The sequence below is a fragment of the Stutzerimonas kunmingensis genome, assembly GCF_021432085.1.
Lineage (GTDB): Bacteria > Pseudomonadota > Gammaproteobacteria > Pseudomonadales > Pseudomonadaceae > Stutzerimonas.
Window position 1 is genome coordinate 2,412,099 of sequence record NZ_CP090366.1, and the last position, 26,123, is coordinate 2,438,221.

20 protein-coding genes and 1 tRNA gene are annotated in these 26,123 nt (G+C 59.6%); 15 read left to right on the top strand and 6 right to left on the bottom strand.

Annotated elements, in window-relative coordinates; translation table 11 throughout:
• Positions 1-55: 55 nt before the first annotated feature.
• The gene (gene acnD / locus LW136_RS11400) at positions 56-2,659 is read left to right on the top strand and encodes a Fe/S-dependent 2-methylisocitrate dehydratase AcnD (protein ID WP_234172948.1); all 2,604 of its coding nucleotides are present in this window, start codon (positions 56-58) and stop codon (positions 2,657-2,659) included.
• Between the two features lie 116 nt (positions 2,660-2,775).
• Complete coding sequence (prpF, locus tag LW136_RS11405; protein WP_234172949.1) at positions 2,776-3,963, top strand: 2-methylaconitate cis-trans isomerase PrpF; 1,188 nt, start codon at positions 2,776-2,778, stop codon at positions 3,961-3,963.
• Between the two features lie 92 nt (positions 3,964-4,055).
• On the opposite strand, the gene ppsR is transcribed toward prpF, so the two are convergent.
• The gene (gene ppsR, locus LW136_RS11410) at positions 4,056-4,874 is read right to left on the bottom strand and encodes a posphoenolpyruvate synthetase regulatory kinase/phosphorylase PpsR (protein WP_014820314.1); all 819 of its coding nucleotides are present in this window, start codon (positions 4,872-4,874) and stop codon (positions 4,056-4,058) included.
• A gap of 154 nt (positions 4,875-5,028) precedes the next feature.
• Between ppsR and ppsA the strand changes: the two genes are divergently transcribed.
• The 7 genes from ppsA to LW136_RS11445 all read left to right on the top strand — a co-directional run bounded on the left by ppsA (position 5,029) and on the right by LW136_RS11445 (position 12,024).
• On the top strand, positions 5,029-7,398 hold the full coding sequence (gene ppsA / locus LW136_RS11415) for a phosphoenolpyruvate synthase (RefSeq protein WP_014820313.1): 2,370 nt from the start codon (positions 5,029-5,031) through the stop codon (positions 7,396-7,398).
• A gap of 167 nt (positions 7,399-7,565) precedes the next feature.
• Positions 7,566-8,054 (top strand): ribonuclease E activity regulator RraA, encoded by a 489-nt coding sequence (gene rraA, locus LW136_RS11420; protein WP_213574357.1) that lies wholly within the window; start codon positions 7,566-7,568, stop codon positions 8,052-8,054.
• An 82-nt stretch (positions 8,055-8,136) separates the two neighbouring features.
• Positions 8,137-9,132, top strand: a complete 996-nt coding sequence (locus tag LW136_RS11425; protein WP_046619384.1) for a zinc transporter ZntB — start codon at positions 8,137-8,139, stop codon at positions 9,130-9,132.
• A gap of 56 nt (positions 9,133-9,188) precedes the next feature.
• Positions 9,189-9,431: a hypothetical protein gene (locus tag LW136_RS11430; RefSeq protein WP_014820310.1), complete on the top strand. Its 243-nt coding sequence runs from the start codon at positions 9,189-9,191 to the stop codon at positions 9,429-9,431.
• A gap of 2 nt (positions 9,432-9,433) precedes the next feature.
• Positions 9,434-10,258, top strand: a complete 825-nt coding sequence (locus tag LW136_RS11435; RefSeq protein WP_014820309.1) for a mechanosensitive ion channel family protein — start codon at positions 9,434-9,436, stop codon at positions 10,256-10,258.
• Positions 10,259-10,341: 83 nt separating this feature from the next.
• Positions 10,342-10,932 carry an RNA polymerase sigma factor SigX gene (gene sigX / locus LW136_RS11440; RefSeq protein WP_014820308.1) on the top strand — a complete coding sequence of 197 codons (591 nt, stop codon included), beginning with the start codon at positions 10,342-10,344 and terminating at the stop codon, positions 10,930-10,932.
• 99 nt (positions 10,933-11,031) lie between these two features.
• Positions 11,032-12,024 (top strand): OmpA family protein, encoded by a 993-nt coding sequence (locus LW136_RS11445; RefSeq protein ID WP_234172950.1) that lies wholly within the window; start codon positions 11,032-11,034, stop codon positions 12,022-12,024.
• A 251-nt stretch (positions 12,025-12,275) separates the two neighbouring features.
• On the opposite strand, the gene acnB is transcribed toward LW136_RS11445, so the two are convergent.
• Complete coding sequence (gene acnB, locus LW136_RS11450) at positions 12,276-14,885, bottom strand: bifunctional aconitate hydratase 2/2-methylisocitrate dehydratase (protein WP_234172951.1); 2,610 nt, start codon at positions 14,883-14,885, stop codon at positions 12,276-12,278.
• Between the two features lie 407 nt (positions 14,886-15,292).
• On the opposite strand from acnB, the gene LW136_RS11455 reads away from it, so the two are divergent.
• Positions 15,293-15,769: a DUF1289 domain-containing protein gene (locus LW136_RS11455; protein ID WP_046619376.1), complete on the top strand. Its 477-nt coding sequence runs from the start codon at positions 15,293-15,295 to the stop codon at positions 15,767-15,769.
• Between the two features lie 41 nt (positions 15,770-15,810).
• On the opposite strand, the gene LW136_RS11460 is transcribed toward LW136_RS11455, so the two are convergent.
• Positions 15,811-16,671, bottom strand: coding sequence for a universal stress protein (locus LW136_RS11460; RefSeq protein ID WP_102831892.1), 861 nt, complete (start codon positions 16,669-16,671; stop codon positions 15,811-15,813).
• A gap of 178 nt (positions 16,672-16,849) precedes the next feature.
• Between LW136_RS11460 and LW136_RS11465 the strand changes: the two genes are divergently transcribed.
• Positions 16,850-17,455 (top strand): MiaE family protein, encoded by a 606-nt coding sequence (locus LW136_RS11465; RefSeq protein WP_044314721.1) that lies wholly within the window; start codon positions 16,850-16,852, stop codon positions 17,453-17,455.
• Here the strand turns inward: LW136_RS11465 and lpxH are convergent.
• Positions 17,452-18,174, bottom strand: coding sequence for a UDP-2,3-diacylglucosamine diphosphatase (gene lpxH / locus LW136_RS11470; RefSeq protein WP_102831718.1), 723 nt, complete (start codon positions 18,172-18,174; stop codon positions 17,452-17,454). The two genes, LW136_RS11465 and lpxH, sit on opposite strands and share 4 nt — an antisense overlap.
• A gap of 6 nt (positions 18,175-18,180) precedes the next feature.
• Entirely contained in the window at positions 18,181-18,675 is a 495-nt protein-coding gene (locus LW136_RS11475; protein WP_003300175.1) for a peptidylprolyl isomerase, read from the bottom strand.
• A gap of 1,210 nt (positions 18,676-19,885) precedes the next feature.
• Between LW136_RS11475 and ltrA the strand changes: the two genes are divergently transcribed.
• The 3 genes from ltrA (at position 19,886) to cysS (ending at position 24,852) form a co-directional block, all read left to right on the top strand.
• On the top strand, positions 19,886-21,625 hold the full coding sequence (ltrA, locus tag LW136_RS11480) for a group II intron reverse transcriptase/maturase (RefSeq protein ID WP_234172952.1): 1,740 nt from the start codon (positions 19,886-19,888) through the stop codon (positions 21,623-21,625).
• A gap of 174 nt (positions 21,626-21,799) precedes the next feature.
• Complete coding sequence (locus LW136_RS11485) at positions 21,800-23,467, top strand: glutamine--tRNA ligase/YqeY domain fusion protein (protein WP_102831893.1); 1,668 nt, start codon at positions 21,800-21,802, stop codon at positions 23,465-23,467.
• A complete protein-coding gene (gene cysS / locus LW136_RS11490; protein WP_102831894.1) occupies positions 23,467-24,852 on the top strand; it encodes a cysteine--tRNA ligase in 1,386 nt (461 codons plus the stop codon). The genes LW136_RS11485 and cysS overlap by 1 nt, the downstream gene beginning before the upstream one ends.
• 60 nt (positions 24,853-24,912) lie before the next feature.
• On the opposite strand, the gene folD is transcribed toward cysS, so the two are convergent.
• Entirely contained in the window at positions 24,913-25,767 is an 855-nt protein-coding gene (folD, locus tag LW136_RS11495; protein WP_014820299.1) for a bifunctional methylenetetrahydrofolate dehydrogenase/methenyltetrahydrofolate cyclohydrolase FolD, read from the bottom strand.
• A gap of 273 nt (positions 25,768-26,040) precedes the next feature.
• Between folD and LW136_RS11500 the strand changes: the two genes are divergently transcribed.
• A tRNA-Arg gene (locus tag LW136_RS11500) sits at positions 26,041-26,117 on the top strand.
• Positions 26,118-26,123: the final 6 nt, after the last annotated feature.

The following is a 26,123-nucleotide window of genomic DNA, read 5'->3' on the forward strand; positions in this document are numbered from 1 at the left end:
GTCGGGCTCCCCGCACCTTGCCCCACAGAACATTACTGAATTGAGTTCTTCCGGCATGAATACACAACACCGCAAACCTTTGCCAGGTACTGGGCTTGACTACTTCGACACCCGTGAGGCGATCGAAGCCATTCAGTCGGGTGCCTACGACAAGCTGCCCTATACCTCCCGCGTCCTGGCCGAACAGCTGGTGCGTCGCTGTGAGCCCGAAGCGCTGACCGATTCGCTGAAGCAGATCATCGAGCGCAAGCGCGACCTCGATTTTCCGTGGTATCCGGCTCGTGTAGTCTGCCATGACATCCTCGGCCAGACCGCGCTGGTCGATCTCGCCGGCCTGCGCGATGCGATTGCGGAGCAGGGCGGCGACCCGGCGAAGGTCAACCCGGTGGTGCCGACCCAGCTGATCGTCGATCACTCGCTGGCGGTTGAATTTGCAGGCTTCGACCCGGATGCGTTCGAGAAGAACCGTGCCGTCGAGGAGCGCCGCAACGAGGACCGCTTCCACTTCATCGAGTGGACCAAGACCGCGTTCAAGAACGTCGACGTGATCCCGGCCGGCAACGGCATCATGCACCAGATCAATCTGGAGAAGATGTCACCGGTGATTCAAGCCCGTGGCGGCGTGGCCTTTCCGGACACCTGCGTGGGTACCGACTCGCACACCCCGCACGTCGATGCGCTGGGTGTGATCGCCATCGGCGTTGGCGGCCTGGAGGCCGAAACCGTGATGCTCGGTCTGCCTTCAATGATGCGCCTGCCTGACATCGTCGGCGTACGTCTGACCGGCAAGCGTCAGCCTGGCATCACCGCCACGGATATCGTCCTCGCGCTGACTGAGTTCCTGCGCAAGGAACGTGTGGTCGGAGCTTGGGTCGAGTTCTTCGGCGAAGGCGCCGACAGCCTGACCATCGGCGATCGCGCGACCATCTCCAACATGTGTCCGGAATACGGTGCCACCGCTTCGATGTTCTACATCGACCAGCAGACCATCGATTACCTCAAGCTGACCGGTCGCGAGCCGGAGCAGGTTGCGCTGGTCGAGCAGTACGCCAAGGAAACGGGCCTGTGGGCGACGGCTCTGAAAGGCGCCGAATACGAGCGCGTGCTCGAATTCGATCTGTCCAGCGTGGTGCGCAACATGGCGGGCCCGTCCAACCCGCACAAGCGTCTGCCGACCTCGGCGCTGCACGAGCGTGGCATCGCCGACGAAGACAAGCTGGCTGCAGCGCGCGCCGAAGAGGCCGAAGGTCTGTTGCCCGATGGTGCGGTGATCATTGCCGCTATCACCAGCTGCACCAACACCTCCAACCCGCGCAACGTGGTGGCCGCCGGCCTACTGGCGAAAAAGGCCAACGAGTTGGGCCTGGTGCGCAAGCCTTGGGTGAAGACGTCCTTCGCGCCGGGTTCCAAGGTCGCCAAGCTGTACCTGGAAGAAGCTGGGCTGCTCAGCGAGCTGGAAAAACTCGGTTTCGGCATCGTCGCCTACGCCTGCACCACCTGTAACGGCATGTCCGGTGCACTGGACCCGGTGATCCAGCAGGAAATCATCGAGCGCGACCTGTACGCCACTGCAGTTCTCTCCGGTAACCGCAACTTCGATGGCCGTATTCACCCGTATGCCAAGCAGGCCTTCCTTGCCTCGCCGCCGCTGGTGGTCGCGTACGCCATCGCCGGTACCGTGCGTTTCGACATCGAGCAGGACGTGCTGGGCACCGACAAGAACGGCAATCCGATCACCCTGAAGGACCTCTGGCCGTCCGACGAGGAGATCGACGCCATCGTCGCGTCCTCGGTGAAGCCTGAGCAGTTCAAGCAGATCTACATCCCGATGTTCGATCTGGGCACCATCGAGGAAGCCAAGAGCCCGCTATACGACTGGCGTCCGATGTCCACCTACATCCGTCGTCCGCCGTACTGGGAAGGCGCGTTGGCTGGCGAGCGCACACTGAAAGGCATGCGTCCGTTGGCGATCCTGCCGGACAACATCACCACCGATCACCTGTCGCCATCCAACGCCATCCTGCTGGATTCGGCCGCCGGTGAGTACCTGGCCAAGATGGGCCTGCCGGAAGAGGACTTCAATTCCTACGCAACCCACCGCGGCGACCATCTGACCGCGCAGCGGGCGACGTTCGCCAACCCGCAGCTGGTCAACGAGATGGCGGTGGTCGACGGCAAGGTGCAAAAGGGTTCGCTGGCGCGCGTCGAGCCGGAAGGCAAGGTGATGCGCATGTGGGAAGCCATCGAAACCTACATGACTCGCAAGCAGAACCTGATCATCGTGGCCGGTGCCGACTACGGCCAGGGCAGCTCGCGTGACTGGGCGGCCAAGGGCGTGCGCCTGGCGGGTGTCGAGGTGATCGTCGCCGAAGGCTTCGAGCGTATCCACCGTACCAACCTGGTGGGCATGGGCGTGCTGCCGGTCGAGTTCAAACCGGGCACTACGCGCCTGACCCTTGGCCTCGATGGCACCGAAACCTTCGATATCGAAGGCGAGCTGTCGCCGCGCTGCGATCTGACGCTGGTCATTCATCACAAGAGCGGTGAAGAAACCCGCGCTCCGGTCACCTGCCGCCTCGATACGGCGGCGGAAGTAAGCGTCTACCAGGCCGGCGGCGTGCTGCAGCGTTTCGCCAAGGACTTCCTCGGGCAGGCGTGACCGGCCGTCCTCGTAGGGTGGATGGCGCTTTTCCATCCACCGCACCAGCCCGCGCGGTGGATCGGTCAAGCGTGATCCACCCTACAACCCATTCATCTTCCAGCCAGGACTCACTCATGGCTCATCAAACCCAGATCAGAATTCCCGCGACCTACATGCGTGGCGGCACCAGCAAGGGCGTGTTCTTCCGGTTGCAAGACCTGCCGGAAAGCTGCCAGGTGCCGGGCGCTGCGCGCGACAAGCTGTTCTTGCGCGTGATCGGTAGTCCCGACCCTTATTCGGCGCACATCGACGGCATGGGCGGCGCCACGTCCAGCACCAGCAAATGCGTCATCCTGTCTAAGAGCACTCTACCTGATCATGACGTCGAATATCTCTATGGTCAGGTGTCGATCGACAAGCCCTTCGTCGACTGGAGCGGCAACTGCGGCAACCTTTCAACCGGCGCCGGCGCGTTCGCGCTTCATGCCGGCCTGGTGGATGCCGAGCGTATTCCGCAGAACGGCACCTGTGTGGTGCGGATCTGGCAGGCCAACATCGGCAAGACCATCATCGCCCACGTGCCGGTGGCCAACGGCCAGGTGCAGGAGACCGGCGATTTCGAGCTGGACGGCGTGACCTTTCCGGCTGCCGAGATCGTGCTGGAATTCCTCGATCCGTCCGACGACGGCGCGGAAGGCGGTTCGATGTTTCCCACCGGGAATCTGATCGATGAGCTGGAGGTCCCGGGCATCGGTACGCTCAAGGCGACCATGATCAGCGCCGGCATTCCCACTGTGTTCGTCAATGCCGAGGACATCGGCTACCAGGGTACAGAACTGCGTGAGGACATTAATGGCGATCCGGATGCCCTGGCTCGTCTGGAGTCGATTCGTGTGGCCGGTGCTCTGCGAATGGGCTTGATCAAGACCGCGGAGGAGGCGCTGACCCGTCAGCACACGCCGAAGGTTGCGTTCGTTTCCCAGCCGAAAAGCTATCGGGCGTCTTCCGGCAAGAACATCGATGCAGGTGAGGTCGATCTGCTCGTGCGGGCGTTGTCCATGGGCAAGCTGCACCACGCCATGATGGGCACCTGTGCGGTGGCCATTGGCACCGCGGCGGCAGTGCCCGGTACGTTGGTCAATTTGGCCGCAGGTGGTGGCGCGCGCCAGGCCGTGCGCTTCGGGCATCCGTCCGGCACGCTGCGGGTCGGTGCCGAGGCGAAGCAGGTAGACGGTCAGTGGACGGTTACCAAAGCGATCATGAGCCGCAGCGCGCGCGTACTGATGGAAGGCTGGGTACGTGTGCCAGGTGACACTTTCTGATGCGCTTCAACTGCCGGAAATCGAATTCTTCCGGCTGAAAAACGCAAAAAGTCCGCACCAAGCGGACTTTTTGTTGTCTAGCGAAGCGGCACTTATTTGAGTCGACGCTCGACGCCTTTCTCCACGAGGATCTTTGCAGAGATTTCCTCGACGGAGAAATGGGTCGAGTTGATGTAGTTGATGTTCTCGCGGCGGAACAGGCTTTCCACCTCGCGGACTTCGAATTCGCACTGAGCGAAGCTGGCATAACGACTGTTGGGTTTGCGTTCGTGGCGAATGGCGGCCAGGCGATCCGGGTCGATGGTCAAGCCGAACAGTTTGTCCTTGTACTCCTTGAGGGCGCTCGGCAACTGCAGGCGCTCCATGTCGTCCTCGGTCAAGGGGTAGTTGGCAGCGCGGATGCCGTACTGCATCGCCATATACAGGCAGGTCGGTGTTTTGCCGCAGCGGGAAACGCCGACGAGGATGAGGTCCGCCTTGTCGTAGTAGCGAGTGCGGGCGCCGTCATCGTTATCGAGGGCGAAGTTAACCGCCTCGATACGCTCCATGTAATTGGCGTTGTGGCTGATGGAGTGGGATTTACCAACGGAGTAGGAGGAACGTGACATCAGCTCATGTTCCAACGGCGCAAGAAAGGAAGAGAAGATGTCGATCATGAAGCCATTGGATTCGGCCAGAATGTCACGGATTTCCTGGTTCACCAGGGTGTCGAAGATGATCGGCCGGCCACCGTCCTTTTCCGCGGCATTATTGATTTGCTGTACCATGGCCCGCGCTTTTTCGGCGGTGTCTATGTATGGGCGGGTCAGCTTCGTGAAGGTAATGTTCTCGAACTGTGCCAGAAGACTCTGGCCCAGGGTTTCCGCGGTGATGCCTGTGCCGTCAGAAATGAAGAAAGCAGTTCGTTTCATGTGCCTTGGGCCTTAAGTCGAGAACGGTTCCCAGCTATAGTAGGCCCTTCGCCGAGCCCGGTTGGCGGGCATTGTTACTTATTTTGCAGGGTCGGGCCACAGTCGTGCGGCCAGGCTCCGGTTGAGTTTCCAACACTAATGTGGAGAGATCACCTTGGTAGAGTACGTAGTTTCCCTCGATAAGCTCGGCAATCATGACGTTGAGCGTGTAGGGGGCAAGAACGCCTCCCTCGGCGAGATGATCAGCAACCTCGCAGGCGCGGGTGTTTCGGTGCCTGGCGGTTTCGCCACTACGGCCCAGGCCTATCGTGATTTCATGGAGCTCAGCGGTCTCAACGAGCAGATCCATGCGCTTCTCGATGCGCTGGACGTGGATGACGTCAATGCCCTCGCCAAAGCTGGCGCGCAGATTCGCGGCTGGGTGATGGAAGCTGAATTCCCGCCTCAACTGGATGCCGACATCCGCACCGCATTCGCGGAAATGTCCGGCGGCAATGACAACATGGCGGTCGCGGTACGCTCCTCGGCCACCGCCGAAGACCTGCCGGATGCGTCTTTCGCCGGCCAGCAGGAAACCTTCCTCAACATCCGCGGCGTGGACAACGTGATCCGCGCAACCAAGGAAGTGTTCGCTTCCCTGTTCAACGACCGTGCGATTGCCTATCGCGTGCACCAGGGCTTTGACCACAAGCTGGTTGCCCTGTCCGCCGGCGTGCAGCGCATGGTGCGTTCGGAAACCGGCACTGCAGGTGTCATGTTCACTTTGGACACCGAATCCGGCTTCCGCGGTGTGGTGTTCATCACCGGCGCCTACGGCCTGGGTGAGACTGTCGTTCAGGGCGCGGTCAATCCGGACGAATTCTATGTCCACAAGCACACGCTGGAAGCCGGTCGCCCGGCAATCCTGCGCCGCAACCTGGGCAGCAAGGCAATCAAGATGGTGTACGGCGCCGAAGCCAGCGCCGGCAAGTCGGTCAAGACGGTCGACGTCGACCAGGCCGATCGCATGCGCTTCTGTCTGACCGACGAAGAAGTGACCAACCTCGCCAAGCAGGCCATGACCATCGAGAAGCACTACGGGCGTCCGATGGACATCGAGTGGGCCAAAGATGGCGACGACAACCAGTTGTATATCGTCCAGGCACGTCCGGAAACCGTTAAGAGCCGCAGCAGCGCCAATGTCATGGAGCGCTACCTGCTGAAGGAAAAAGGCACCGTGCTGGTCGAAGGTCGTGCCATCGGTCAGCGAATCGGCGCCGGCCCGGTCAAGGTCATCCACGACGTCAGCGAAATGGACAAGGTTCAGCCGGGCGATGTGCTGGTTTCCGACATGACCGACCCGGATTGGGAACCGGTGATGAAGCGCGCCAGCGCCATCGTCACCAACCGTGGCGGGCGCACCTGCCACGCGGCGATCATCGCCCGCGAGCTGGGGATTCCGGCGGTCGTGGGTTGCGGTAATGCCACCGAGTTGCTGAAGGACGGTCAGCGCGTGACCGTTTCCTGCGCCGAAGGCGACACCGGTCTGATCTTCGATGGGGAGCTGGGCTTCGACATTCGTCAGAACTCCATCGACGCCATGCCGGAACTGCCGTTCAAGATCATGATGAACGTCGGCAACCCTGACCGTGCCTTCGACTTCGCGCATCTGCCGAACGAGGGCGTCGGCCTGGCCCGCCTCGAGTTCATCATCAACCGCATGATCGGCGTGCACCCAAAGGCGCTGCTGAACTTCGACGGTCTGCCTGCAGATGTGAAGAGCAGCGTGGAGAAGCGCATCGCCGGCTACGACGATCCCGTCAACTTCTACGTCGAGAAGCTGGTCGAGGGCGTAAGCACCCTGGCCGCCGCGTTCTGGCCGAAGAAGGTCATCGTGCGCCTGTCGGACTTCAAGTCGAACGAGTACGCCAATCTCATCGGCGGCAAGCTGTACGAGCCGGAAGAAGAGAACCCGATGCTCGGCTTCCGCGGTGCGTCCCGCTATATCAGCGATTCGTTCCGTGACTGCTTCGAGCTCGAATGCCGCGCGATGAAGAAAGTCCGTGACGTGATGGGCCTGACCAATGTCGAGCTGATGGTGCCTTTCGTCCGCACTCTGGGCGAAGCGTCGCAGGTCATCGATCTGCTGGCGAAGTACGGCCTCAAGCGCGGCGAGAATGGCCTGCGCGTCATCATGATGTGCGAGCTGCCGTCCAATGCGCTGCTGGCAGATGAGTTCCTGGAGTTCTTCGATGGCTTCTCCATCGGCTCGAACGACATGACCCAGCTGACCCTCGGCCTGGACCGCGACTCCGGCATCATCGCCCACCTGTTCGATGAGCGTAATCCGGCGGTGAAAAAGCTGTTGGCCAACGCCATCCAGGCATGCAACAAGGCCGGCAAGTACATCGGTATCTGTGGTCAGGGTCCTTCGGATCACCCGGATCTGGCCAAGTGGCTGATGGAGCAGGGCATCGAGAGCGTCTCCCTGAATCCGGACTCGGTGCTCGATACCTGGTTCTTCCTGGCCGATCGCGAGATCTGACGGTTGAGTCGGTAACAAAAAAACGGGGCGTCAGCCCCGTTTTCGTTGGCGCTGATAATCGTCATTCCAGCGATTTCGTTCCGCCTAGAGCGTCCAGCGGCTAATATGCGCGCCTATATGGCTGTACGCTGGATGTCGCCGTAATTTCCAAGCAGAAGGAGTTTCCCATGCAATACGTCACGCCTGATCTGTGCGATGCCTATCCGGACCTGGTGCAGGTCGTCGAGCCGCTGTTCAGCAACTTCGGTGGTCGCGATTCCTTCGGTGGCGAGATCGTGACCATCAAGTGTTTCGAGGACAATTCGCTGGTCAAGGACCAGGTCGACGTCGACGGTGCGGGCAAGGTGCTGGTGGTCGACGGCGGCGGCTCGCTGCGTCGTGCGCTGCTGGGTGACATGCTTGCCGAGAAAGCCGCACGCAATGGTTGGGAAGGTCTGGTTATCTACGGTTGCGTTCGTGACGTCGATGTTCTCGCGCAGACCGAGCTTGGCGTTCAGGCCCTGGCCAGTCATCCCATGAAGACCGACAAGCGCGGCATCGGTGATCTCAACGTTCCGGTGACGTTTTGCGGTGTGACGTTCCGTCCCGGTGAATACGTATACGCCGATAACAACGGCATCATCGTGTCGCCTGAGCCGCTTTCCATGCCGGAGTAAAGCCGGCTCTAACGGCTGTGCGTGCCATCACTTCTGAGCCCGGCGATGCCGGGCTTTTCATGACCAGCGACGGAACGGATAGATGCGGGAAACCGAAAGCGAACAGCGCGGGCTGATCCACGCCTTTGTTCTCGATGGCAGCGGCGGGGCTCGCCAGATCGGCTATAGCGATCTGCCTGAGCTGCAGCTTGCGGCCAATGAGAGCATCTGGCTGCACTGGGATCGTGGCCAGCCCCAGGCGCAGGATTGGTTGCGCAGGCAAAGCGGGCTCAGTGGGTTCGCTTGCGATGTGCTGCTTGAGGAGAACACGCGCCCGCGCGTCTTGGCGCTGCCGCAGGAAGGGCTCTTGCTGTTCTTGCGGGGGGTGAATCTGAACCCCGATGCCGAGCCGGAAGACATGGTTTCCGTGCGCGTATTCGCCGATCAAAAGCGGGTCATTTCGCTTCGCCTTCGGCCGCTGCGCTCCACCGAAGTAGTGATTCGATTGCTGTCGGAAGGTAGGGGGCCGAAATCGACCTCTGAACTGCTGCTCTATCTGGCAGAGGCGATGACAGAGCGAGTCGATGATCTGGTCACTCAGCTGGCCGAGCGCATTGACGCCGTGGAGGAGCGGCTCGAGGGAGATGAGCAATACACCTTGGAACATGCTTCGATGCTTTCCTTGCGCCGGCAGGCCGCGAGCCTGCGGCGCTTCCTGCTGCCGCAGCGCGAGCTCTACGGCCAGATGACGCGTAATCAACCGAGCTGGTTTGCCGAGGATGACACTGAATACTGGAACGAGCTGAGTAACCGGCTCATCCGTTATCTGGAAGAACTCGAGATGGTCCGCGAGCGCGTGAATCTGGTGTTGGAGTCGGAGCATCGCAGGCTGAGCGAGCGGATGAACCGCACCATGTACCTGCTGGCTATAATTACCGGCTTTTTTCTGCCGCTCAGCTTCCTGACTGGGCTGCTGGGGATCAATGTGGGTGGTATTCCCGGGGCCGAGTTTTCCTACGGGTTCGTCGTTGCCTGCCTGCTCATCGGCGGCGTTGCGCTGTTGCAATGGTGGATACTGCGCCGCCTGCGTTGGGTGTGAATGTGACTCCCACCTAACCGTAAGCCGTCTAGACCACATACTTTAGCGAGGTTTGCATGCGCGATCCCTTCGAAGAATCCCTGCGCGATCTGCTCAACAAGCCCTCGGTTCATGATGACGACGCTTGTCTGGGCCGTGTGTTGAAAACGGCCAACCGGCAGGTTGGTGCCGGTGACCTGTTTGCACTGATCGGTCACTGGCTGCAGGCCTTGATGATCGCAGTCAACAGCGGCTCAGGTCATGTCGCTCCGGTTTCTCGCCGAGAAACACCTAACTGTTCGTTCGATAAGGCTGATTGATCATGGAATTCGATCCCTGGACCCAGAGTCTGTTGTCGGCGATGAGCTCCCTTTGGGCTTCCGTCGCCGCGTTCATTCCCCGATTGTTCGGCGCATTGGTCGTCGTCCTGCTTGGTTTCGTCGTCGCAAAGCTCCTCGACACCCTGCTTTCCAAAGTGCTTGCCAAGGTGGGCCTGGACCGGCTGATGGCGGGTACCGGTCTGACCAAGCTGCTGGGGCGGGCGGGGATCCGCATTCCGGTTTCCGCGCTGATCGGCAAGGTCGTGTACTGGTTTGTGCTGCTCATTTTTCTGGTTTCAGCCGCTGAATCGCTGGGGCTTGAGCGAGTGTCGGCAACGCTGGATATGCTGGCCCTCTACGTACCTAAAGTCTTTGGCGCGGCACTGATTCTGCTAGCAGGCGTGCTCTTGGCGCAGTTGCTCAGCGGCCTGGTGCGTGGCGCTGCCGAGAGTGTCGGGCTGGACTATGCCAACGGCCTGGCGCGGATGGCGCAGGGGCTCGTGATCATCATCAGCATCTCCGTTGCGATCGGACAGCTCGAGGTCAAGACTGAACTCCTCAACTATGTCATCGCCATCGTGCTGATCACCGTCGGCTTGGCAGTTGCGCTTGCGTTTGGACTCGGCAGTCGCGAGCTGGTATCGCAGATACTGGCTGGCATCTATGTGCGTGAGCTTTACGAGGTAGGGCAGCGCGTGTGCCTGGCGGATATCGAAGGACAGATCGAGGAAATCGGAACGGTCAAGACATTGCTACTGACCGACGACGGCGAACTGACCTCTGTCGCTAACAGAGTACTGCTCGAACAACGCGTCGGCAGCCGTTAGCCTTGCGATTCTGGTAAAGTACGTCGCCTTTTTTCCGGTTTCCTTAATGGTGGCCGTGCCCCCGACTGCCGGCTCGAAGCGTCTTGACTAAAACCCCATCGTCCATATCGCGCTACGACCCTCGCCAGCTCACCGACGAAGAGCTGGTGCAGCATGCTCATGTCGAACTATTTCATATAACGCGTGCATATGAAGAGCTTATGCGGCGATATCAGCGCACACTGTTCAATGTATGTGCGCGTTACTTGGGGAACGAGCGGGACGCCGACGATGTATGTCAGGAAGTTATGCTCAAGGTTTTATATGGGCTGAAAAACTTCGAGGGCAAATCGAAATTCAAGACGTGGCTATATAGCATCACTTATAATGAATGCATTACTCAATATCGCAAGGAGCGCCGCAAGCGGCGTTTGCTTGACGCACTCAGCCTCGATCCGCTTGAAGAGGCATCCGACGAGAAGGCGCCGAGAATCGAGGAGAAGACTGGGCTCGACCGGTGGCTCGTGCATGTGAATCCGATCGATCGAGAGATACTGGTGTTGCGTTTTGTTGCTGAACTTGAGTTTCAAGAAATCGCGGACATCATGCATATGGGTTTGAGTGCAACGAAGATGCGATACAAGCGTGCGCTCGATAAGCTGCGGGAAAAATTTTCCGATACTACTGAAACTTAATCCTGGAAACTTGTCTTATACCTTGCGAACAGCTTGGGCATACAGACAGCCGGTTTCCTTAGATTGTTCTGACTCTAACCACCAGATGGGGATTTACGGATGAAACTTAAAAACACCTTAGGCGTCGTTATCGGTTCGATGGTTGCCGCCACTTCTCTCAGCGCGCTGGCCCAAGGACAGGGCGCCGTAGAGGTGGAAGCGTTCGGTAAGCACTATTTCACCGATAGCTCGCGTGACGTGCAGCGTGACGGCGAGCTTTATGGCGCTGGCGCCAGCTACTTCCTTACCGATGATGTTTCCCTGGGCCTGTCCTACGGCGAATACCATGACCTGACCTCCAAGGATCCGTTCGGCGCCGATGGCAGCCACAAGAACATCAAGGGCAGCCTTACTTCGCTGGATGCTGCCTACCACTTCGGCGCGCCAGGCGTAGGTCTGCGTCCGTACGTCTCCGCTGGTGTGGCTCATCAGAGCATCGGCCAGGCGACTCGTGGCGGTCGTGACAGCAGCACCTTCGCTAATGTTGGTACCGGTCTGAAGTACTACTTCACCGAGAACTTCTTTGCCAAGGCCAGCGTCGACGGCATGTACAACATCGATGCAGACGAAGCTGAGTGGATGGCTGGTGTTGGTGTCGGTCTGAACTTCGGTGGTGGTGCTCGCGAGGTTGCAGCAGTCGAGCCGACTCCAGAGCCGGCTCCGGCTCCGATTGTCGACAACGAACCAGAGCCTGCTCCTGAGCTGGTCCGTGTCGAACTGGACGTCAAGTTCGATTTCGACAAGTCGCGCGTTCGTGAAGAAAGCTACAGCGATATCAAGAACCTCGCTGACTTCATGCAGCAGTACCCGCAGACCAACACCACTGTTGAAGGTCACACTGACTCCGTTGGTACTGACCAGTACAACCAGCGTCTGTCCGAGCGTCGTGCCGAAGCAGTGCGCAACGTTCTCGTCAACGAATACGGTGTTGAGGGTGGCCGCGTGAACTCCACAGGTTACGGTGAGTCCCGTCCGGTTGCCGACAACGCCACTGAGGAAGGTCGTCAGATCAACCGTCGCGTTGAAGCAGAAGTGGAAGCTCAGGTTCAGTAATCTGAGTTAGCTACGTCTAGAAAAGCCCGGCTAGTCCGGGCTTTTCTTTGTCTGTGGGAAAAGACTATCTAGTGGCAATCCCTTTTCTCGATGGTGTTTTTGCTGCGGCTGTGCTGCATGGTGATGGCTGGTGCGGCCGGTGCGCATTGCTGTACAGGCGTTGGTCGCCGCTCCGATTGGAAGGGTGCAGCGGCGATGGAGGCAATAAAAAACCCCGCCGAGGCGGGGTTTTTTATTGCCTTACGGCGTCATCAGACTTCGACGACCTTGATCTTGGCCTTCTCCGCAGCGTCACGGAATTCGGCGATCTGGTCGAAAGACAGGTAGCGATAGATATCGGCAGCCATGCTATCGATGTTCTTCGCGTATTCCATGTACTCCTCGACGGTCGGTAGCTTGCCGGTGATGGACGCTACTGCCGCCAGCTCTGCCGAAGCCAGGTAGACGTTAGTGGCGTCACCCAGACGATTCGGGAAGTTACGAGTGGAGGTAGAGACCACAGTGGACCCGGTTTGCACGCGAGCCTGGTTACCCATGCACAGCGAGCAGCCCGGCATTTCCATGCGCGCGCCAGCCTTGCCGTAGATGCCGTAGTAGCCTTCCTCGGTCAGCTGATGAGCGTCCATCTTGGTCGGCGGAGCCAGCCACAGACGGGTCGGAATGCCACCCTTGACCTTGTCGAGCAGCTTGCCGGCAGCGCGGAAGTGGCCGATGTTGGTCATGCAGGAGCCGATGAAGACTTCGTCGATCTTCTCGCCAGCAACGGTGGACAGCAGGCGGGCATCGTCCGGGTCGTTCGGCGCGCAGAGCACGGGCTCTTTCACTTCGGCCAGGTCGATTTCGATCACCGCAGCGTATTCGGCGTCCTTATCTGCTTCCAGCAGCTTCGGATCGGCGACCCACGCTTCCATCGCTTGAGCGCGGCGCTCCAGGGTGCGGGCATCACCGTAACCTTCGCTGATCATCCAGCGCAGCATGGTGATGTTGGACTTCAGGTACTCGGCGATCGAGTCTTCCGGCAGCTTGATGGTGCAGCCGGCAGCCGAACGCTCGGCGGAGGCGTCGGACAGCTCGAATGCCTGCTCCACGGTCAATTGGTTGAGACCTTCGATCTCGAGAATGCGACCGGAGAAAATGTTCTTCTTGCCCTTCTTCTCGACAGTCAGCAGACCCTGCTGAATGGCGTAGTAGGGGATGGCATGAACCAGGTCACGCAGGGTGATGCCGGGCTGCATCTGACCCTTGAAGCGCACCAGTACGGATTCCGGCATGTCCAGCGGCATGACGCCAGTGGCGGCGGCGAAGGCGACCAGGCCGGAACCGGCCGGGAAGGAGATGCCGATCGGGAAGCGGGTGTGCGAGTCACCACCGGTACCAACGGTATCCGGCAGCAGCATGCGGTTCAGCCAGCTGTGGATGATGCCGTCGCCCGGACGCAGGGACACGCCGCTGCGGTTCATGATGAAGTCCGGCAGGGTGTGGTGGGTGTTGACGTCGATCGGCTTTGGATATGCAGCTGTGTGGCAGAACGACTGCATGACCAGATCGGCGGAGAAGCCCAGGCAAGCCAGATCCTTCAGCTCGTCGCGAGTCATCGGGCCAGTGGTGTCCTGGGAGCCGACGGTGGTCATCTTCGGTTCGCAGTAGGTGCCCGGACGAACGCCCTTGCCTTCCGGCAAGCCGCAGGCGCGACCGACCATCTTCTGCGCGAGGGTGAAACCTTTGCCACTGTCAGTCGGCGCTTCCGGCTTCTTGAACAGGGTGGACGGTGCCAGACCCAGCTCGGCGCGGGCCTTCTCGGTCAGGCCGCGGCCGATGATCAGCGGAATACGACCGCCAGCACGGACTTCGTCCAGCAGGACGTCGGTCTTCAGTTCGAAAGTGGTGACGACTTCATCGGTGCCGTGCTTGCAAACCTTGCCAGCGTATGGGTAGACGTCGATCACGTCGCCCATGGCCAGGTTGCTGCAGTCGAATTCGATCGGCAGGGCACCGGCATCTTCCATGGTGTTGTAGAAGATCGGGGCGATCTTTGTGCCGAAGCAGAAGCCACCAGCGCGCTTGTTCGGCACGTTCGGGATGTCGTCACCGAAGAACCATAGCACGGAGTTGGTAGCCGACTTGCGCGAGGAGCCGGTACCGACCACGTCGCCGACATAAGCAACTGGGAAGCCCTTGGCTTTCAGTTCTTCCATCTGCTTGATTGGGCCGACCGAGCCCGGTACGTCCGGGTTGATGCCTTCACGGGCCATTTTCAGCATGGCCAGCGCGTGCAGTGGGATGTCAGGGCGCGACCAGGCGTCTGGAGCAGGCGACAGATCGTCGGTGTTGGTTTCGCCAGTGACCTTGAATACGGACAGGGAAACTTTTTCGGCAACTGCCGGGCGGTTGGTGAACCACTCGCCTTCGGCCCAGGACTGCATCACAGCCTTGGCATGCTCGTTACCGGCCTTGGCCTTTTCGGCCACGTCGTGGAAAGCGTCGAACATCAGCAGGGTGTGCTTCAGTTGCTCGGCGGCAACGGCGGCCAGTTCGGCGTTATCCAGCAGCTCGACCAGAGTGGCGATGTTGTAGCCGCCCTGCATGGTGCCCAGCAGTTCGACAGCGCGCTGCTTGCTCAGCAATGGCGAGGAGGTTTCACCTTTGGCCAGGGCGGACAGGAAGCCGGCCTTGACGTAGGCGGCTTCGTCGACGCCAGCGGGGACGCGGTTAGTGATCAGGTCAACGAGGAATTCTTCTTCGCCGGCTGGCGGATTCTTCAGCAGCTCAACCAGGCCTGCGGTTTGGTCGGCGTTCAGCGGCTGGGGCACGACGCCCTGGGCGGCACGCTCTTCTACGTGTTTGCGATAGGCTTCAAGCACAGTTTTTACCCTCATCATTGGTCCCTTGGGTGTTTCGGGACGCGCATCCGGAAGCTGTTTTCAAAGTTTTACGCCGGGCGGGCGAGGCCGGATGGGCAGGGTAAAGATAAATCTGCGCATCCGGCACGCAGCCGGTTCAACTGTGCTCGTGACGCTTTGAAAACAGCTTCGTATGGAATGTGGCGCCAAAAACGGCGGGCCGATACTACTGGAAATGGCCCCAAAAGTTAAGTCGAGCGCCAGCGACGGCCGCCGCCAAGGCGTCGTGAGCTTGCGTGAAAAGATTTCGCTCGGGCCCGCGGGGCCTGGGCTTGTGGCGGCGCAAGAGGGGCCCACGCTTTAAACAAAGATGACCCTGGTAGGACAAAAGTCTAAGATGCTCGGCCCGCCATCAACCTGCTTCGGTCATGTCCTCACAGCGCATCAAAACCCCTTGCATTGGTCTGTGCTCGACGGTGTACGGCGATATCGTCTGCCGTGGGTGCAAGCGATTCCATCATGAGGTGGTTAACTGGAACGCCTATGGCGAAGAGGAAAAGCGGGCGGTATGGCGGCGTCTGGAAATCCTCCTGGCGCAGGTCATGACGGCCAAGCTCGAAGTGTTCGATGCTCAGCTGTTGCGCCAGCAGCTGGAGGCTCGGCAGATCCGCTTTGTAGTGGAGCAGTCTCCCTACTGCTGGGCCTATCAGTTGATCGCGCGCGGTGCGCGGCTGATTCAGCAGCTCGAAGCCTATGGCGTTGCTTTGCTACCCGAATTCCGTGATCGACCGCTGCCTGAACTGCGCGACGCGATCGATCAGGAGTTCTTCCTGCTTTCCGAGGCTCATTACGAGCGCTACATCGCGCCACGCTTTCTAGCGGAAGGTATCGACTTCAAGGTCTGATGAAGCCCACGGGCCAGCGTTTTCGTTCGAAGCGGTCTGACTCAGTGGCGAACCAGGTCTTCGAGGTGATCGATGATGTCGTTGGGCTTGAGTACCAGGACATCGCTTTCCAGCGTGTCGAGCACCACCTCGGCAGTGTTACCCATCAGTGCGCCAGAGAATCCGGTCCTTGCCACTGTGCCAATCACTGTGACGACTGCCTTGAGCTGGTGGCAAACGCGCGGAATCAGCGCATCGGCTGGGCCTTCCTCGACATGTAGCTGAGCGTCAGGAATCTGAAAGTCTTCCTGGAACTGCTTGCAGGCATCTCTATACCGAGCTTCGATGGTTTCCTTGAGTTGGAACGCCGGGTCGGCGGCGGAAAGCATCGCTGAAGGATGCGCACTGATGACGTGCAGCTTGCCGTCGGCGAGGCTGGCGATCTCGTAGCCGTGATTGATGATGGTCGCGTGCAGCGTGCGGTGTTCCAGATCGGCGTTGCCGACGTCCACCGCGGCGAGAATGTTTCCACCTGTCCATGGCTTGTCAGTTTTCACCATCAGCACCGGGCTGGGGCAATAACGCAGCAGCTTCCAGTCCTCGGGAGTGAGCAGGGCGCGCTTGAGGGGGTTGTCCGGCACGTGCTGCTTGACGACCAACCCGCAACCTTCGGCCTGCTGCACGTTGATGATGGTCTGATGGATGCTCTCGTGCCACGCCTGCTGGGTGGACACCTGATGGCCCTCGCTAGCCAGCTGTTCGCTCAGTGCGGTCAGGTGGGCACCGTGGTCGTGCTTGGTATCGCACACCAGCAGGTGCAGGCGGGACTGGCTGACACTTGCGATCAGTCGCGCACGTTTGAGTGCCAGCTCTTGCGGCTGGTTCGGGTCAATTACCACGAGGATGCAGCGAATGGCTTGCATGATCGGCTCCATTTCCAGATTCAGGTTGGTCAACTATAGACAAGCCTGCGATGCCGGCCGTGATGTATATCAAGCAAGGCTGGCTGCTCCGCGCGGCATTCGCAATAATGCCCGTCCGGTGTCCGGCGGTGCCATTTAACTGTCGGCTTATTAAGTTCCTGAATATGCAAGGCTAGACATGCTTCCTGATCTCAACGAATTCCTCGGTTGTGCCACACCCGCCGCATGGGTGGATGCAGCGTTGCAGAATCAGGATGTGATGCTCATCGATCATGGAAACTGCGAGAAGAAGGCGGCAGGTGCGGCGTTCCAGTTGATGTTCCGCTACGTTGACAAACCGGACCTGCAGAACAAGATGTCGCGCCTCGCCCGTGAGGAGCTGCGTCATTTCGAGCAGGTGCTGGCAATCGTTCGCCGACGAGAGATCCAGCTGCGGAACGTTGGGTCGTCACGCTATGCAGCCGGCCTGCGCGAACTCGTACGCAATCATGAGCCGTACCGGCTGACTGATACGCTGGTGATCGGTGCCTTTATCGAGGCACGCTCCTGTGAGCGTTTCGCCATGTTGGTGCCGCATCTGGATGAGGAGCTGGGCAAGTTCTATCACGGGCTGCTCAAGTCGGAAGCGCGGCACTTTCAGGACTATCTCAAGCTGGCGTACCAATATGGCGATGCGGCCGATGTCGATACGGCGATCATTCGGGTACGTGAACGCGAGCGCGAACTCATCGAAAGCCCGGACGCCGAGTTTCGCTTCCACAGCGGCGTGCCGCTGGCGGCTTAGTTCAGATCGAACGGGGCCTGTTGAAAGCCGCTCTCGTCGACCTGTAACGCCCAGCCTTGCTGGTCCCAATCGCCGAGCACGATTCGCTGCGCCGGACGGCCGTCGACTTCCAGTTCATGTGTTGCGGGGCGATGGGTGTGGCCGTGGATCAGGGTCCGCACGCCATGCTCGGCGAGTACTCGAGGGATCAGCTCCGGGGTGACATCGATGATGTCCGAAGCCTTCATGCGCGTCTGGGCGCGACTTTCATTGCGCAGCTTGCGCGCGAGTTTTCGGCGAGTGGACAACGGCAGATGACGCAGGATGAACAGGCTGAGCGGATTGCGCAGCAAACGCCGTAGCCGCATGTAGCCTTCATCGCGGGTGCACAGGCTGTCGCCATGCATCAGCAGGACGCGCTCACCGCCGAGCTCGACCACACTCGGGTCGCCCAGCAGCGTACAGCCCGCCGCGCGGCAGAAGCCCTTGCCCAGCATGAAGTCACGGTTGCCGTGCATCAGGTAAATGCGCGTACCGCGTTCGCTCAGGGCGCGTAACGCGTCGGCGATCGATTGCTGGAAGGGTGTCATGGCATCGTCGCCGATCCAGACCTCAAAAAAGTCGCCGAGTATGTACAGCGCTTCGGCCTGGCGCGCGCGAGTGGCGAGAAAATGCAGAAACGCCCGGGTAATGTCCGGGCGTTTCTCTTCCAGGTGCAGATCGGAGATCAGCAGAATCACTCGCGATTACTCGACGATTTCCGCTTTCTCGATCACCACGTCTTCCACTGGAACGTCCTGGTGACCGGATTTCATGGTGGTCGCCACGGCCTTGATCTTCTCGACCACGTCCATGCCTTCGGTCACCTCGCCGAACACGGCGTAACCCCAGCCCTGAACGGTTGGCGCGCTGTGGTCGAGGAAGTCGTTGTCCTTCACGTTGATGAAGAACTGCGCGGAGGCAGAGTGCGGCTCCATGGTGCGGGCCATGGCCAGGGTACCGGTCTTGTTCGACAGGCCGTTGTTGGCCTCGTTCTTGATAGGGGCGCGAGTCGGCTTCTGCTTCATGCCAGACTCGAAACCGCCGCCCTGGATCATGAAGTTGCTGATCACGCGGTGGAAGATGGTGCCGTCGTAGTGACCGCTCTTCACGTATTCCTTGAAGTTGGCAGTGGTTTCCGGTGCCTTGTCTTCGAACAGGTTGACGGTGATGACGCCGTAGTTGGTGTGCAGTTTGATCATCGGGGATGAGATTCCGTTTTCGTGGGGCTGGCCAAGTGCGGGACAGGCCGCTGCAAGGGTCGTCGTACCGAATGCCGTCAGGCGCTGATGGCAGTGCCGCCTTGGGCGCATTGCTCTGTCAGGGGGTTGACGGGTCCGCTATGATAAGCGCTTTGGTGCGACACGTGTGCACGTGTCGCGCTTGGTTTGGTTAACTGCACCATGGCTCCAAACCCTTTGTTTCAAGGGGTTAATGCTTAAAACAGCAGCTAATGTACCCGGCTCAGCCTGGTAATCCTACGCTTCGGACGCTCTGCGTTTTTACGAGGCTAGGCAATGAATCTGCATCAATTCGCACCCAAAATGGGTCCGCAATGGGGTGTAGAAACCAGAAAGTTGCAATCTAGCCTAGCTCGATTGTTACAAATAATGTCTAACCCAGAGGGTGAATTCCGCCCTCTGGGCAGATTTCGTCCCTCACGTTGGGCATCGAGCCTTTATTACCGTCGTGAGACGTTGGGGGACGTTAAACCAAGCGCGGAGCGTCAAGCTCCGAATCGCATTGCTCAGCTCTGCTTGTTCAGGGAGTACCGAGCCTGGCGTGTACCCGCCAGTTCATTAGATCGGCATGCGTCAGGGGCCAACCCTGGGGTGTGAAGCCCGATTAACAATGTCTCGCTCGCAAGAGGGTGTTATCCGGTGACGGAGAACGCTTCGCGTCCGAATTGCACGGACGCGACGAAGCTAATGACCTAACCCGCATGGCTAACGCATGTGAATCGTCGCCAGAACCCTCGTAACTATCGACGGGCCTACGGCAATTATTGGCCTCAGCCAAAAACGGCATAGCAGTTGGCATCACAGTCAAAGCTTGTGATGCGGTACCACACAACTGTCGGGGGATAGACGAAGCCTAAACGGGGAATAGATGCGACTCGGGGAACGTGGCAATCCCGACCACTCGCCTGGTCAGCAACATCGGTCAGGCAGGCAAACCGCAAGGGGCGCTGATGGGTGTGGGGAATGGGAGGATGCAAAAAGCGAAGGGCTGCCTGTAATGGGTGGCATACCGGTTGAAACATCACCGGCAGGGGCAACCCTGGCTGACGTGCATCTGGTTTACGAGCGCAAAACATAGCCGCTGATTCCAGCGATAACAAACGACCCTATGGGCGATTACTGCCCATAGGGGAGTAGTCCGTCCTGAATGTCGTGATTTCAGGAGGACAGTATGAAAACGCAACCAGCAGCACCGGTCGCGTCTGCGTCCTTCGACGGGATGAAGAACTGGCACGATCTTGATTGGGCCAGGGTTCAACAAACCGTTCGGAAAACGCAGCTAAAGATTGCGCAGGCAACTGGGGAAGGCAACTGGCGCAGGGTTAAACGCCTGCAACGACTGCTGACCCACTCGTTCTATGGCCGCTGTCTGGCTGTAAGGCGAGTCACGGAGAACCGGGGTCGCAAGACGCCGGGTGTCGATGGAGAAACCTGGGGAACGCCTCAGGCCAAGCTCCAGGCCGTGGGACGTCTGTCGAAAAAGCGAGGCTATCGGCCCAAGCCGCTACGGCGGGTATGGATACCGAAGGCCGGCAAGCCAGAGAAACGCCCACTGGGTATCCCGACGATGTTGGATCGGGCCATGCAGGCGCTGTATCTGCAAGCGTTGGAACCTGTAATCGAAAGCACCAGCGATCCGAAGTCCTATGGATTTCGCCCGGATCGTTCGACTGCTGACGCAATGGTCGAGCTTTTCCACCTGCTGTCGCCACAAACGGCGCCGGTCTGGATTCTGGAAGGCGACATCAAAGGTTTCTTCGACAACATTAACCATGAATGGCTGTGCCGGAATGTTCCGATGGACAGGACGGTGCTGCGCAAGTGGTTGAAGGCCGGGGTTATCGACCGGCGACAACTCATGGCTACGGAGGCCGGGACGCCGCAGGGAGGAATTATCTCGCCCTGTCTGGCAAACGCCACCTTGAATGGCTTGGAAACCCAACTGAAGCGCCATCTGGTGCAGAAATTGGGAGCCAAAAAAGCTAAGAAGATCAAAGTGCAGTGTGTGCGCTATGCGGATGATTTTGTCGTTACGGCAGCCTCGAAAGAGCTGCTAGAGGACGAGGTCAAGTCATGGGTAGAGCAATTCCTGTCGGTACGAGGAGTTGCACTGTCACAGGCGAAAACGCAGATCACGCACATCAATCAAGGCTTCGATTTTCTAGGGTGGAATTTCAGGAAGTACGTGCCGAAATCGCCGTATAGGAAGGCCAAGCTGCTGATCAAACCCTCGAAGAAGAACGCCTCGGCGTTCTATCGGAAAGTGCGAGAGATCATCAAAAACAGCGGGGCACTGACGCAGGATGCGTTGATCGGCCAGCTGAACCCGGTACTGAAGGGGTGGGCGCAATACCACTCCCCGGTCGTGGCAAAACAGACCTTCAGCAAGCTGGATAGCTTGATTTTCTGGCGACTCTGGAGGTGGGCGAAGCGTAGGCACTCGAAGAAGTCGGCTGACTGGATCAGGAATAAATACTTCCGATCCATAGGCGGGCAGAACTGGGTGTTTGCGTATCCCTACAAAAATGGCAAGGGAGAAAGGCATTACCGACAGCTGTACAAGCTGGCGGAAACCGCAATCGTGCGTCACAAGCGTTTACCGGGTGAGTATCAGCCCTACGACGCGGCGCATGAGCTGAAGTGGGAGGCGTTGAGGGTCCAGCGGATGCAGCACAAGCTGCGTTATCGGGGGCAAATACTCAGTATCTTTCGCAGACAGAAGGGGGTTTGTGCCCTGTGCGGGCATGCGATCAGCAAGGAGACCGGTTGGCACGACCATCACGTCATCAGGCGTGTGGACGGCGGACCGGATACCTTGAGCAATCGCGTGCTGCTTCATCCCAACTGTCATGCGCTGGTGCATAGCCGGCGTGAAAAGGTAACTCTGCGATACGGTGGTCTGGAATGTTAAGATCACGCGACATTGTTGCCGGTCAGCCATCAGCTGACTTTTCGTAAACTTGAGCCGTATGCGGTGAAAGCCGCACGTACGGTTCTTAGGGGGGGACGGGCCAGTAATGGCCTGTCCCTACCCGACATTTGGTCGGCCTACCCTGAGCCGCACTCGCTGATCGTTAAGGACATCATGAGCAAGCCCGAGACTCCCGCCGCTAGCAACTTTCTCCGTCCGATCGTCCAGGCCGACCTGGACTCCGGCAAGCACGCCAAGATCGTCACCCGCTTCCCGCCTGAGCCCAATGGCTATCTGCATATCGGCCACGCCAAATCGATCTGCCTGAATTTCGGCCTGGCGAAGGAGTTCGGTGGCGAGTGCAACCTGCGCTTCGATGACACCAACCCGGCCAAGGAAGACCAGGAGTACATCGACGCCATCAAAAGTGATGTCGAATGGCTGGGCTTTCAGTGGGCGGGCGAGGAGCGCTATGCCTCCAACTATTTCGATCAGCTGCACGAGTGGGCCGTCCATCTGATCAAGGCGGGCAAGGCCTATGTTTGTGATCTGACGCCTGAGCAAGCGCGTGAGTATCGCGGCAGCCTGACCGAGCCCGGCAAGAACAGTCCGTTCCGCGAGCGGTTGGTGGAGGAAAACCTCGATCTCTTCGCGCGCATGAAAGCCGGTGAATTCCCGGATGGCGCCCGTGCGCTGCGGGCGAAGATCGACATGGCTTCGCCCAACATGAACCTGCGCGATCCGATCCTCTATCGCATTCGCCATGCGCACCATCACCAGACCGGCGACAAGTGGTGCATCTACCCCAGCTACGATTTCACCCATGGTCAGTCTGATGCCATCGAGGGCATCACGCATTCGATCTGTACATTGGAATTCGAGGATCACCGGCCGCTGTACGAGTGGTTCCTGGCCAACTTGCCCGTGCCGGCGCAGCCGCGTCAGTACGAATTCGCCCGCCTCAACCTGAACTACACCATCACCAGCAAGCGCAAGCTCAAGCAGCTGGTCGATGAGAAGCACGTGAACGGCTGGGACGATCCGAGGATGTCGACGCTTTCGGGCTTTCGTCGTCGCGGTTACACCCCGGCGTCGATCCGCAATTTCTGCGACATGATCGGTGTGAATCGCGCCGGCGGCGTCGTCGACATCGGCATGTTGGAATTCGCCATCCGTGAGGATCTGGATGCCAACGCAGCGCGTGCGATGTGTGTGCTGAAACCGCTCAAGGTGGTGATCACCAACTACCCGGAAGGCCAGGTCGAGAACCTCGAGCTGCCGCGCCATCCCAAGCAGGATATGGGCGTGCGGGTGCTGCCATTCAGCCGGGAACTCTACATCGACGCCGGCGACTTCGAGGAAGTCCCTCCGGCTGGGTTCAAACGCTTGATTCCAGGCGGTGAAGTGCGCCTGCGCGGCAGCTACGTGATCCGTGCCGATGAAGCCGTGAAGGATGATCAGGGCAATGTCGTCGAGCTGCGCTGTTCCTATGACGAGAACACCCTCGGCAAGAATCCGGAGGGGCGCAAGGTCAAGGGCGTCATCCACTGGGTGCCGGCCGCCGAGAGCGTCGAGTGCGAGGTGCGTCTGTACGATCGCCTGTTCCGCTCGGCCAATCCGGAAAAGGACGAGGAGGGCGGTAGCTTTCTCGACAACATCAATCTGGAGTCGCTGGTTGTGCTCAAGGGGTGCCGTGCCGAGCCGTCGCTGGCCAGTGCCGAACCTGAAGAGCGGTTCCAGTTTGAACGCGAAGGCTATTTCTGCGCCGACATGAAGGACAGCAAGCCGGGCGCTCCCGTGTTCAACCGCACCGTCACGCTGCGTGACTCCTGGGGTCAATGATGGCGCTGTCGATCTACAACACGCTGACCAAGACCAAGGAAGCGTTCCGCCCGCTGGAAGGCAACAAGGTGCGTATGTACGTCTGTGGCATGACGGTCTATGACTTCTGCCACATCGGTCATGCACGGGTGATGGTCGCGTTCGACGTGGTCACCCGTTGGCTGCGCCACCGCGGCTACGACGTGACCTACGTGCGTAACATCACCGACATCGACGACAAGATCATCCGCCGTGCCAGCGAGAACGGCGAGCCGTTCCAGGCGCTGGTCGAGAGAATGATCGCCGCCATGCACGATGACGAGACCCGCCTCAACGTACTGCGTCCGGATATCGAGCCGCGTGCGACTGACCATATCGCCGGCATGCACACGATGATCCAGACGCTCATCGACAAGGGCTTCGCTTATGCGCCGGGCAATGGTGATGTCTATTACCGGGTCGGCAAGTTCGTCGGTTACGGCAAGCTGTCGCGGCGCAAGATCGAGGACCTGAAGATCGGCGCGCGCATCGAGGTTGATGAGGCCAAGGAAGATCCACTGGATTTCGTGCTGTGGAAGGGCGCCAAGCCAAGTGAACCGAGCTGGGATTCTCCTTGGGGTGCCGGTCGTCCGGGCTGGCATATCGAATGCTCGGTGATGTCGACCTGCTGCCTAGGCGAGACCTTCGACATTCATGGCGGTGGTCCGGACCTGGTGTTCCCGCACCATGAGAACGAGATTGCCCAAAGTGAAGCAGCCACTGGCAAGCAGTACGCCAATGCCTGGATGCACGCCGGCGCGGTGCGTGTCGATGGCGAGAAGATGTCCAAGAGCCTGGGCAACTTCTTCACCATTCGGGAAGTGCTGGAAAAGTACCATCCTGAGGTCGTGCGCTATCTGCTGGTTTCCAGCCACTATCGCAGCCCAATCAACTACTCCGAAGACAGCCTGCGCGAGGCCAAGGGCGCTCTGGAGCGCTTCTACAACGGCCTCAAGGGCCTGCCTGAGGCGACGCCGGGCGGTGGCGACGAGTTCATCGCGCGCTTCGGCGTGGCGATGGACGACGACTTCAACTCGCCGGAAGCCTGCGCGGTGCTGTTCGAGATGATCCGTGAGGTGAACCGTCTGCGTGAGTCTGATCTGGCCGCAGCTGCGGCGTTGGCTGCACGTCTCAAGGAGCTGGCGGGCGTATTGGGCGTGCTGCAGCTTGAGCCTGAAGCCTTCCTGCAAGCTGGTGCGGCGGGCAAGGTCGATGCCTCCGAGGTCGAGGCGTTGATCGCTGCGCGCCTCACGGCTCGAGCTGAAAAGAACTGGGCCGAATCCGATCGTATCCGCGACCAGCTCACCGCGATGGGGGTGGTGCTGGAGGATGGCAAAGGCGGAACGACATGGCGTCTTGCTGAATAAAAGGGACGGCGTAATCAAAAACGGCACCGAAAGGTGCCGTTCTTGTTTTACTCGCAGTAGTTATCGATGCAAATGTTCGGCGGCGTGCAGTGTATTTTCCAGCAGGCAGGCTCGGGTCATCGGACCTACTCCACCCGGAACCGGAGTGATCCAGGCGGCGCGTTCGCTGGCTGGTCCGAATTCAACGTCGCCCAGCAGGCGCCCGTCGGCCTGGCGGTTGATGCCCACATCGATGACGATCGCCCCAGGCTTGATCCACTCACCCTTTACCAGGCCGGTGATACCGGTCGCTACCACGACCAGATCAGCTCGGCGAACGTGCTCTTCGAGGTTGCGGGTGAAGCGATGGGTCACGGTGGTGGTGCAGCCAGCCAAGAGCAGTTCCAGCGCCATTGGGCGACCGACAATGTTGGATGCGCCCACGACGACCGCATCCAGACCGTGCAGATCGACACCGGTGCTCTCCAGCAGCGTGATGATCCCCTTTGGCGTGCAGGGGCGTAGCAGCGGCATGCGTTGAGCGAGACGACCGACGTTATAGGGATGGAAGCCGTCCACATCCTTGTCCGGACGGATGCGCTCGAGCAATTGCGAGGCATCGAGGTGCTTTGGCAGCGGCAGTTGCACAAGGATGCCGTCGATGGAGGTGTCGTCGTTGAGCTGATCGATCAGCGCAAGAAGATCTTCTTGGCGAGTATCGCTCGGCAGGTCATGGGCCACGGAATTGAAGCCCACCTCCTCGCAATCCTTGCGCTTGTGCGCCACGTAAACCTGGGAGGCTGGGTCGCTGCCCACCAGAATTACGGCGAGGCCGGGAGCGCGAAGCCCTTGGGCGCGGCGTTCGGCAACACGACCGGAGATCTGTTGGCGAATGTTGGCAGCAATCGTTTTACCGTCGATCAGTTTTGCGGTCATGACGCTTGGTTAACCATTGGAGAGGACTTGGAAAGGGCGCGTATTCTCGCATGTCGCAGCGATGTGGCAAAGGCGAAGCAGCTACCGGCACCTGTAACTCCTTTATCTAACTGAAATTTTTTTGAATTTGCTGTTGACGAGTGTTTGGAGCCTCTATAACATTCGCCCCGCTTGTCGAGCACAGCCTGCTGCTGGGTAAGATGGCTTTCGAAGAGGGTTGCTTCTTCAATAGCCGGAGCTTCAAGTCTGCGCTCCGAACAGAATGCAGATAAAGCGCCCGTAGCTCAGCTGGATAGAGCATCCGCCTTCTAAGCGGATGGTCGCAGGTTCGAGTCCTGCCGGGTGCGCCATTTCGG

Excerpts from the sequence above, each read along its gene's own strand:
- acnD (WP_234172948.1), top strand. The coding sequence starts at position 56 with ATGAATACACAACACCGCAAACCTTTGCCAGGTACTGGGCTTGACTAC.
- prpF (WP_234172949.1), top strand. The coding sequence starts at position 2,776 with ATGGCTCATCAAACCCAGATCAGAATTCCCGCGACCTACATGCGTGGC.
- ppsR (WP_014820314.1), bottom strand. The coding sequence starts at position 4,874 with ATGAAACGAACTGCTTTCTTCATTTCTGACGGCACAGGCATCACCGCG.
- rraA (WP_213574357.1), top strand. The coding sequence starts at position 7,566 with ATGCAATACGTCACGCCTGATCTGTGCGATGCCTATCCGGACCTGGTG.
- LW136_RS11425 (WP_046619384.1), top strand. The coding sequence starts at position 8,137 with ATGCGGGAAACCGAAAGCGAACAGCGCGGGCTGATCCACGCCTTTGTT.
- LW136_RS11430 (WP_014820310.1), top strand. The coding sequence starts at position 9,189 with ATGCGCGATCCCTTCGAAGAATCCCTGCGCGATCTGCTCAACAAGCCC.
- LW136_RS11435 (WP_014820309.1), top strand. The coding sequence starts at position 9,434 with ATGGAATTCGATCCCTGGACCCAGAGTCTGTTGTCGGCGATGAGCTCC.
- LW136_RS11445 (WP_234172950.1), top strand. The coding sequence starts at position 11,032 with ATGAAACTTAAAAACACCTTAGGCGTCGTTATCGGTTCGATGGTTGCC.
- LW136_RS11455 (WP_046619376.1), top strand. The coding sequence starts at position 15,293 with ATGTCCTCACAGCGCATCAAAACCCCTTGCATTGGTCTGTGCTCGACG.
- LW136_RS11460 (WP_102831892.1), bottom strand. The coding sequence starts at position 16,671 with ATGCAAGCCATTCGCTGCATCCTCGTGGTAATTGACCCGAACCAGCCG.
- LW136_RS11465 (WP_044314721.1), top strand. The coding sequence starts at position 16,850 with ATGCTTCCTGATCTCAACGAATTCCTCGGTTGTGCCACACCCGCCGCA.
- LW136_RS11475 (WP_003300175.1), bottom strand. The coding sequence starts at position 18,675 with ATGATCAAACTGCACACCAACTACGGCGTCATCACCGTCAACCTGTTC.
- ltrA (WP_234172952.1), top strand. The coding sequence starts at position 19,886 with ATGAAAACGCAACCAGCAGCACCGGTCGCGTCTGCGTCCTTCGACGGG.
- LW136_RS11485 (WP_102831893.1), top strand. The coding sequence starts at position 21,800 with ATGAGCAAGCCCGAGACTCCCGCCGCTAGCAACTTTCTCCGTCCGATC.
- cysS (WP_102831894.1), top strand. The coding sequence starts at position 23,467 with ATGGCGCTGTCGATCTACAACACGCTGACCAAGACCAAGGAAGCGTTC.
- folD (WP_014820299.1), bottom strand. The coding sequence starts at position 25,767 with ATGACCGCAAAACTGATCGACGGTAAAACGATTGCTGCCAACATTCGC.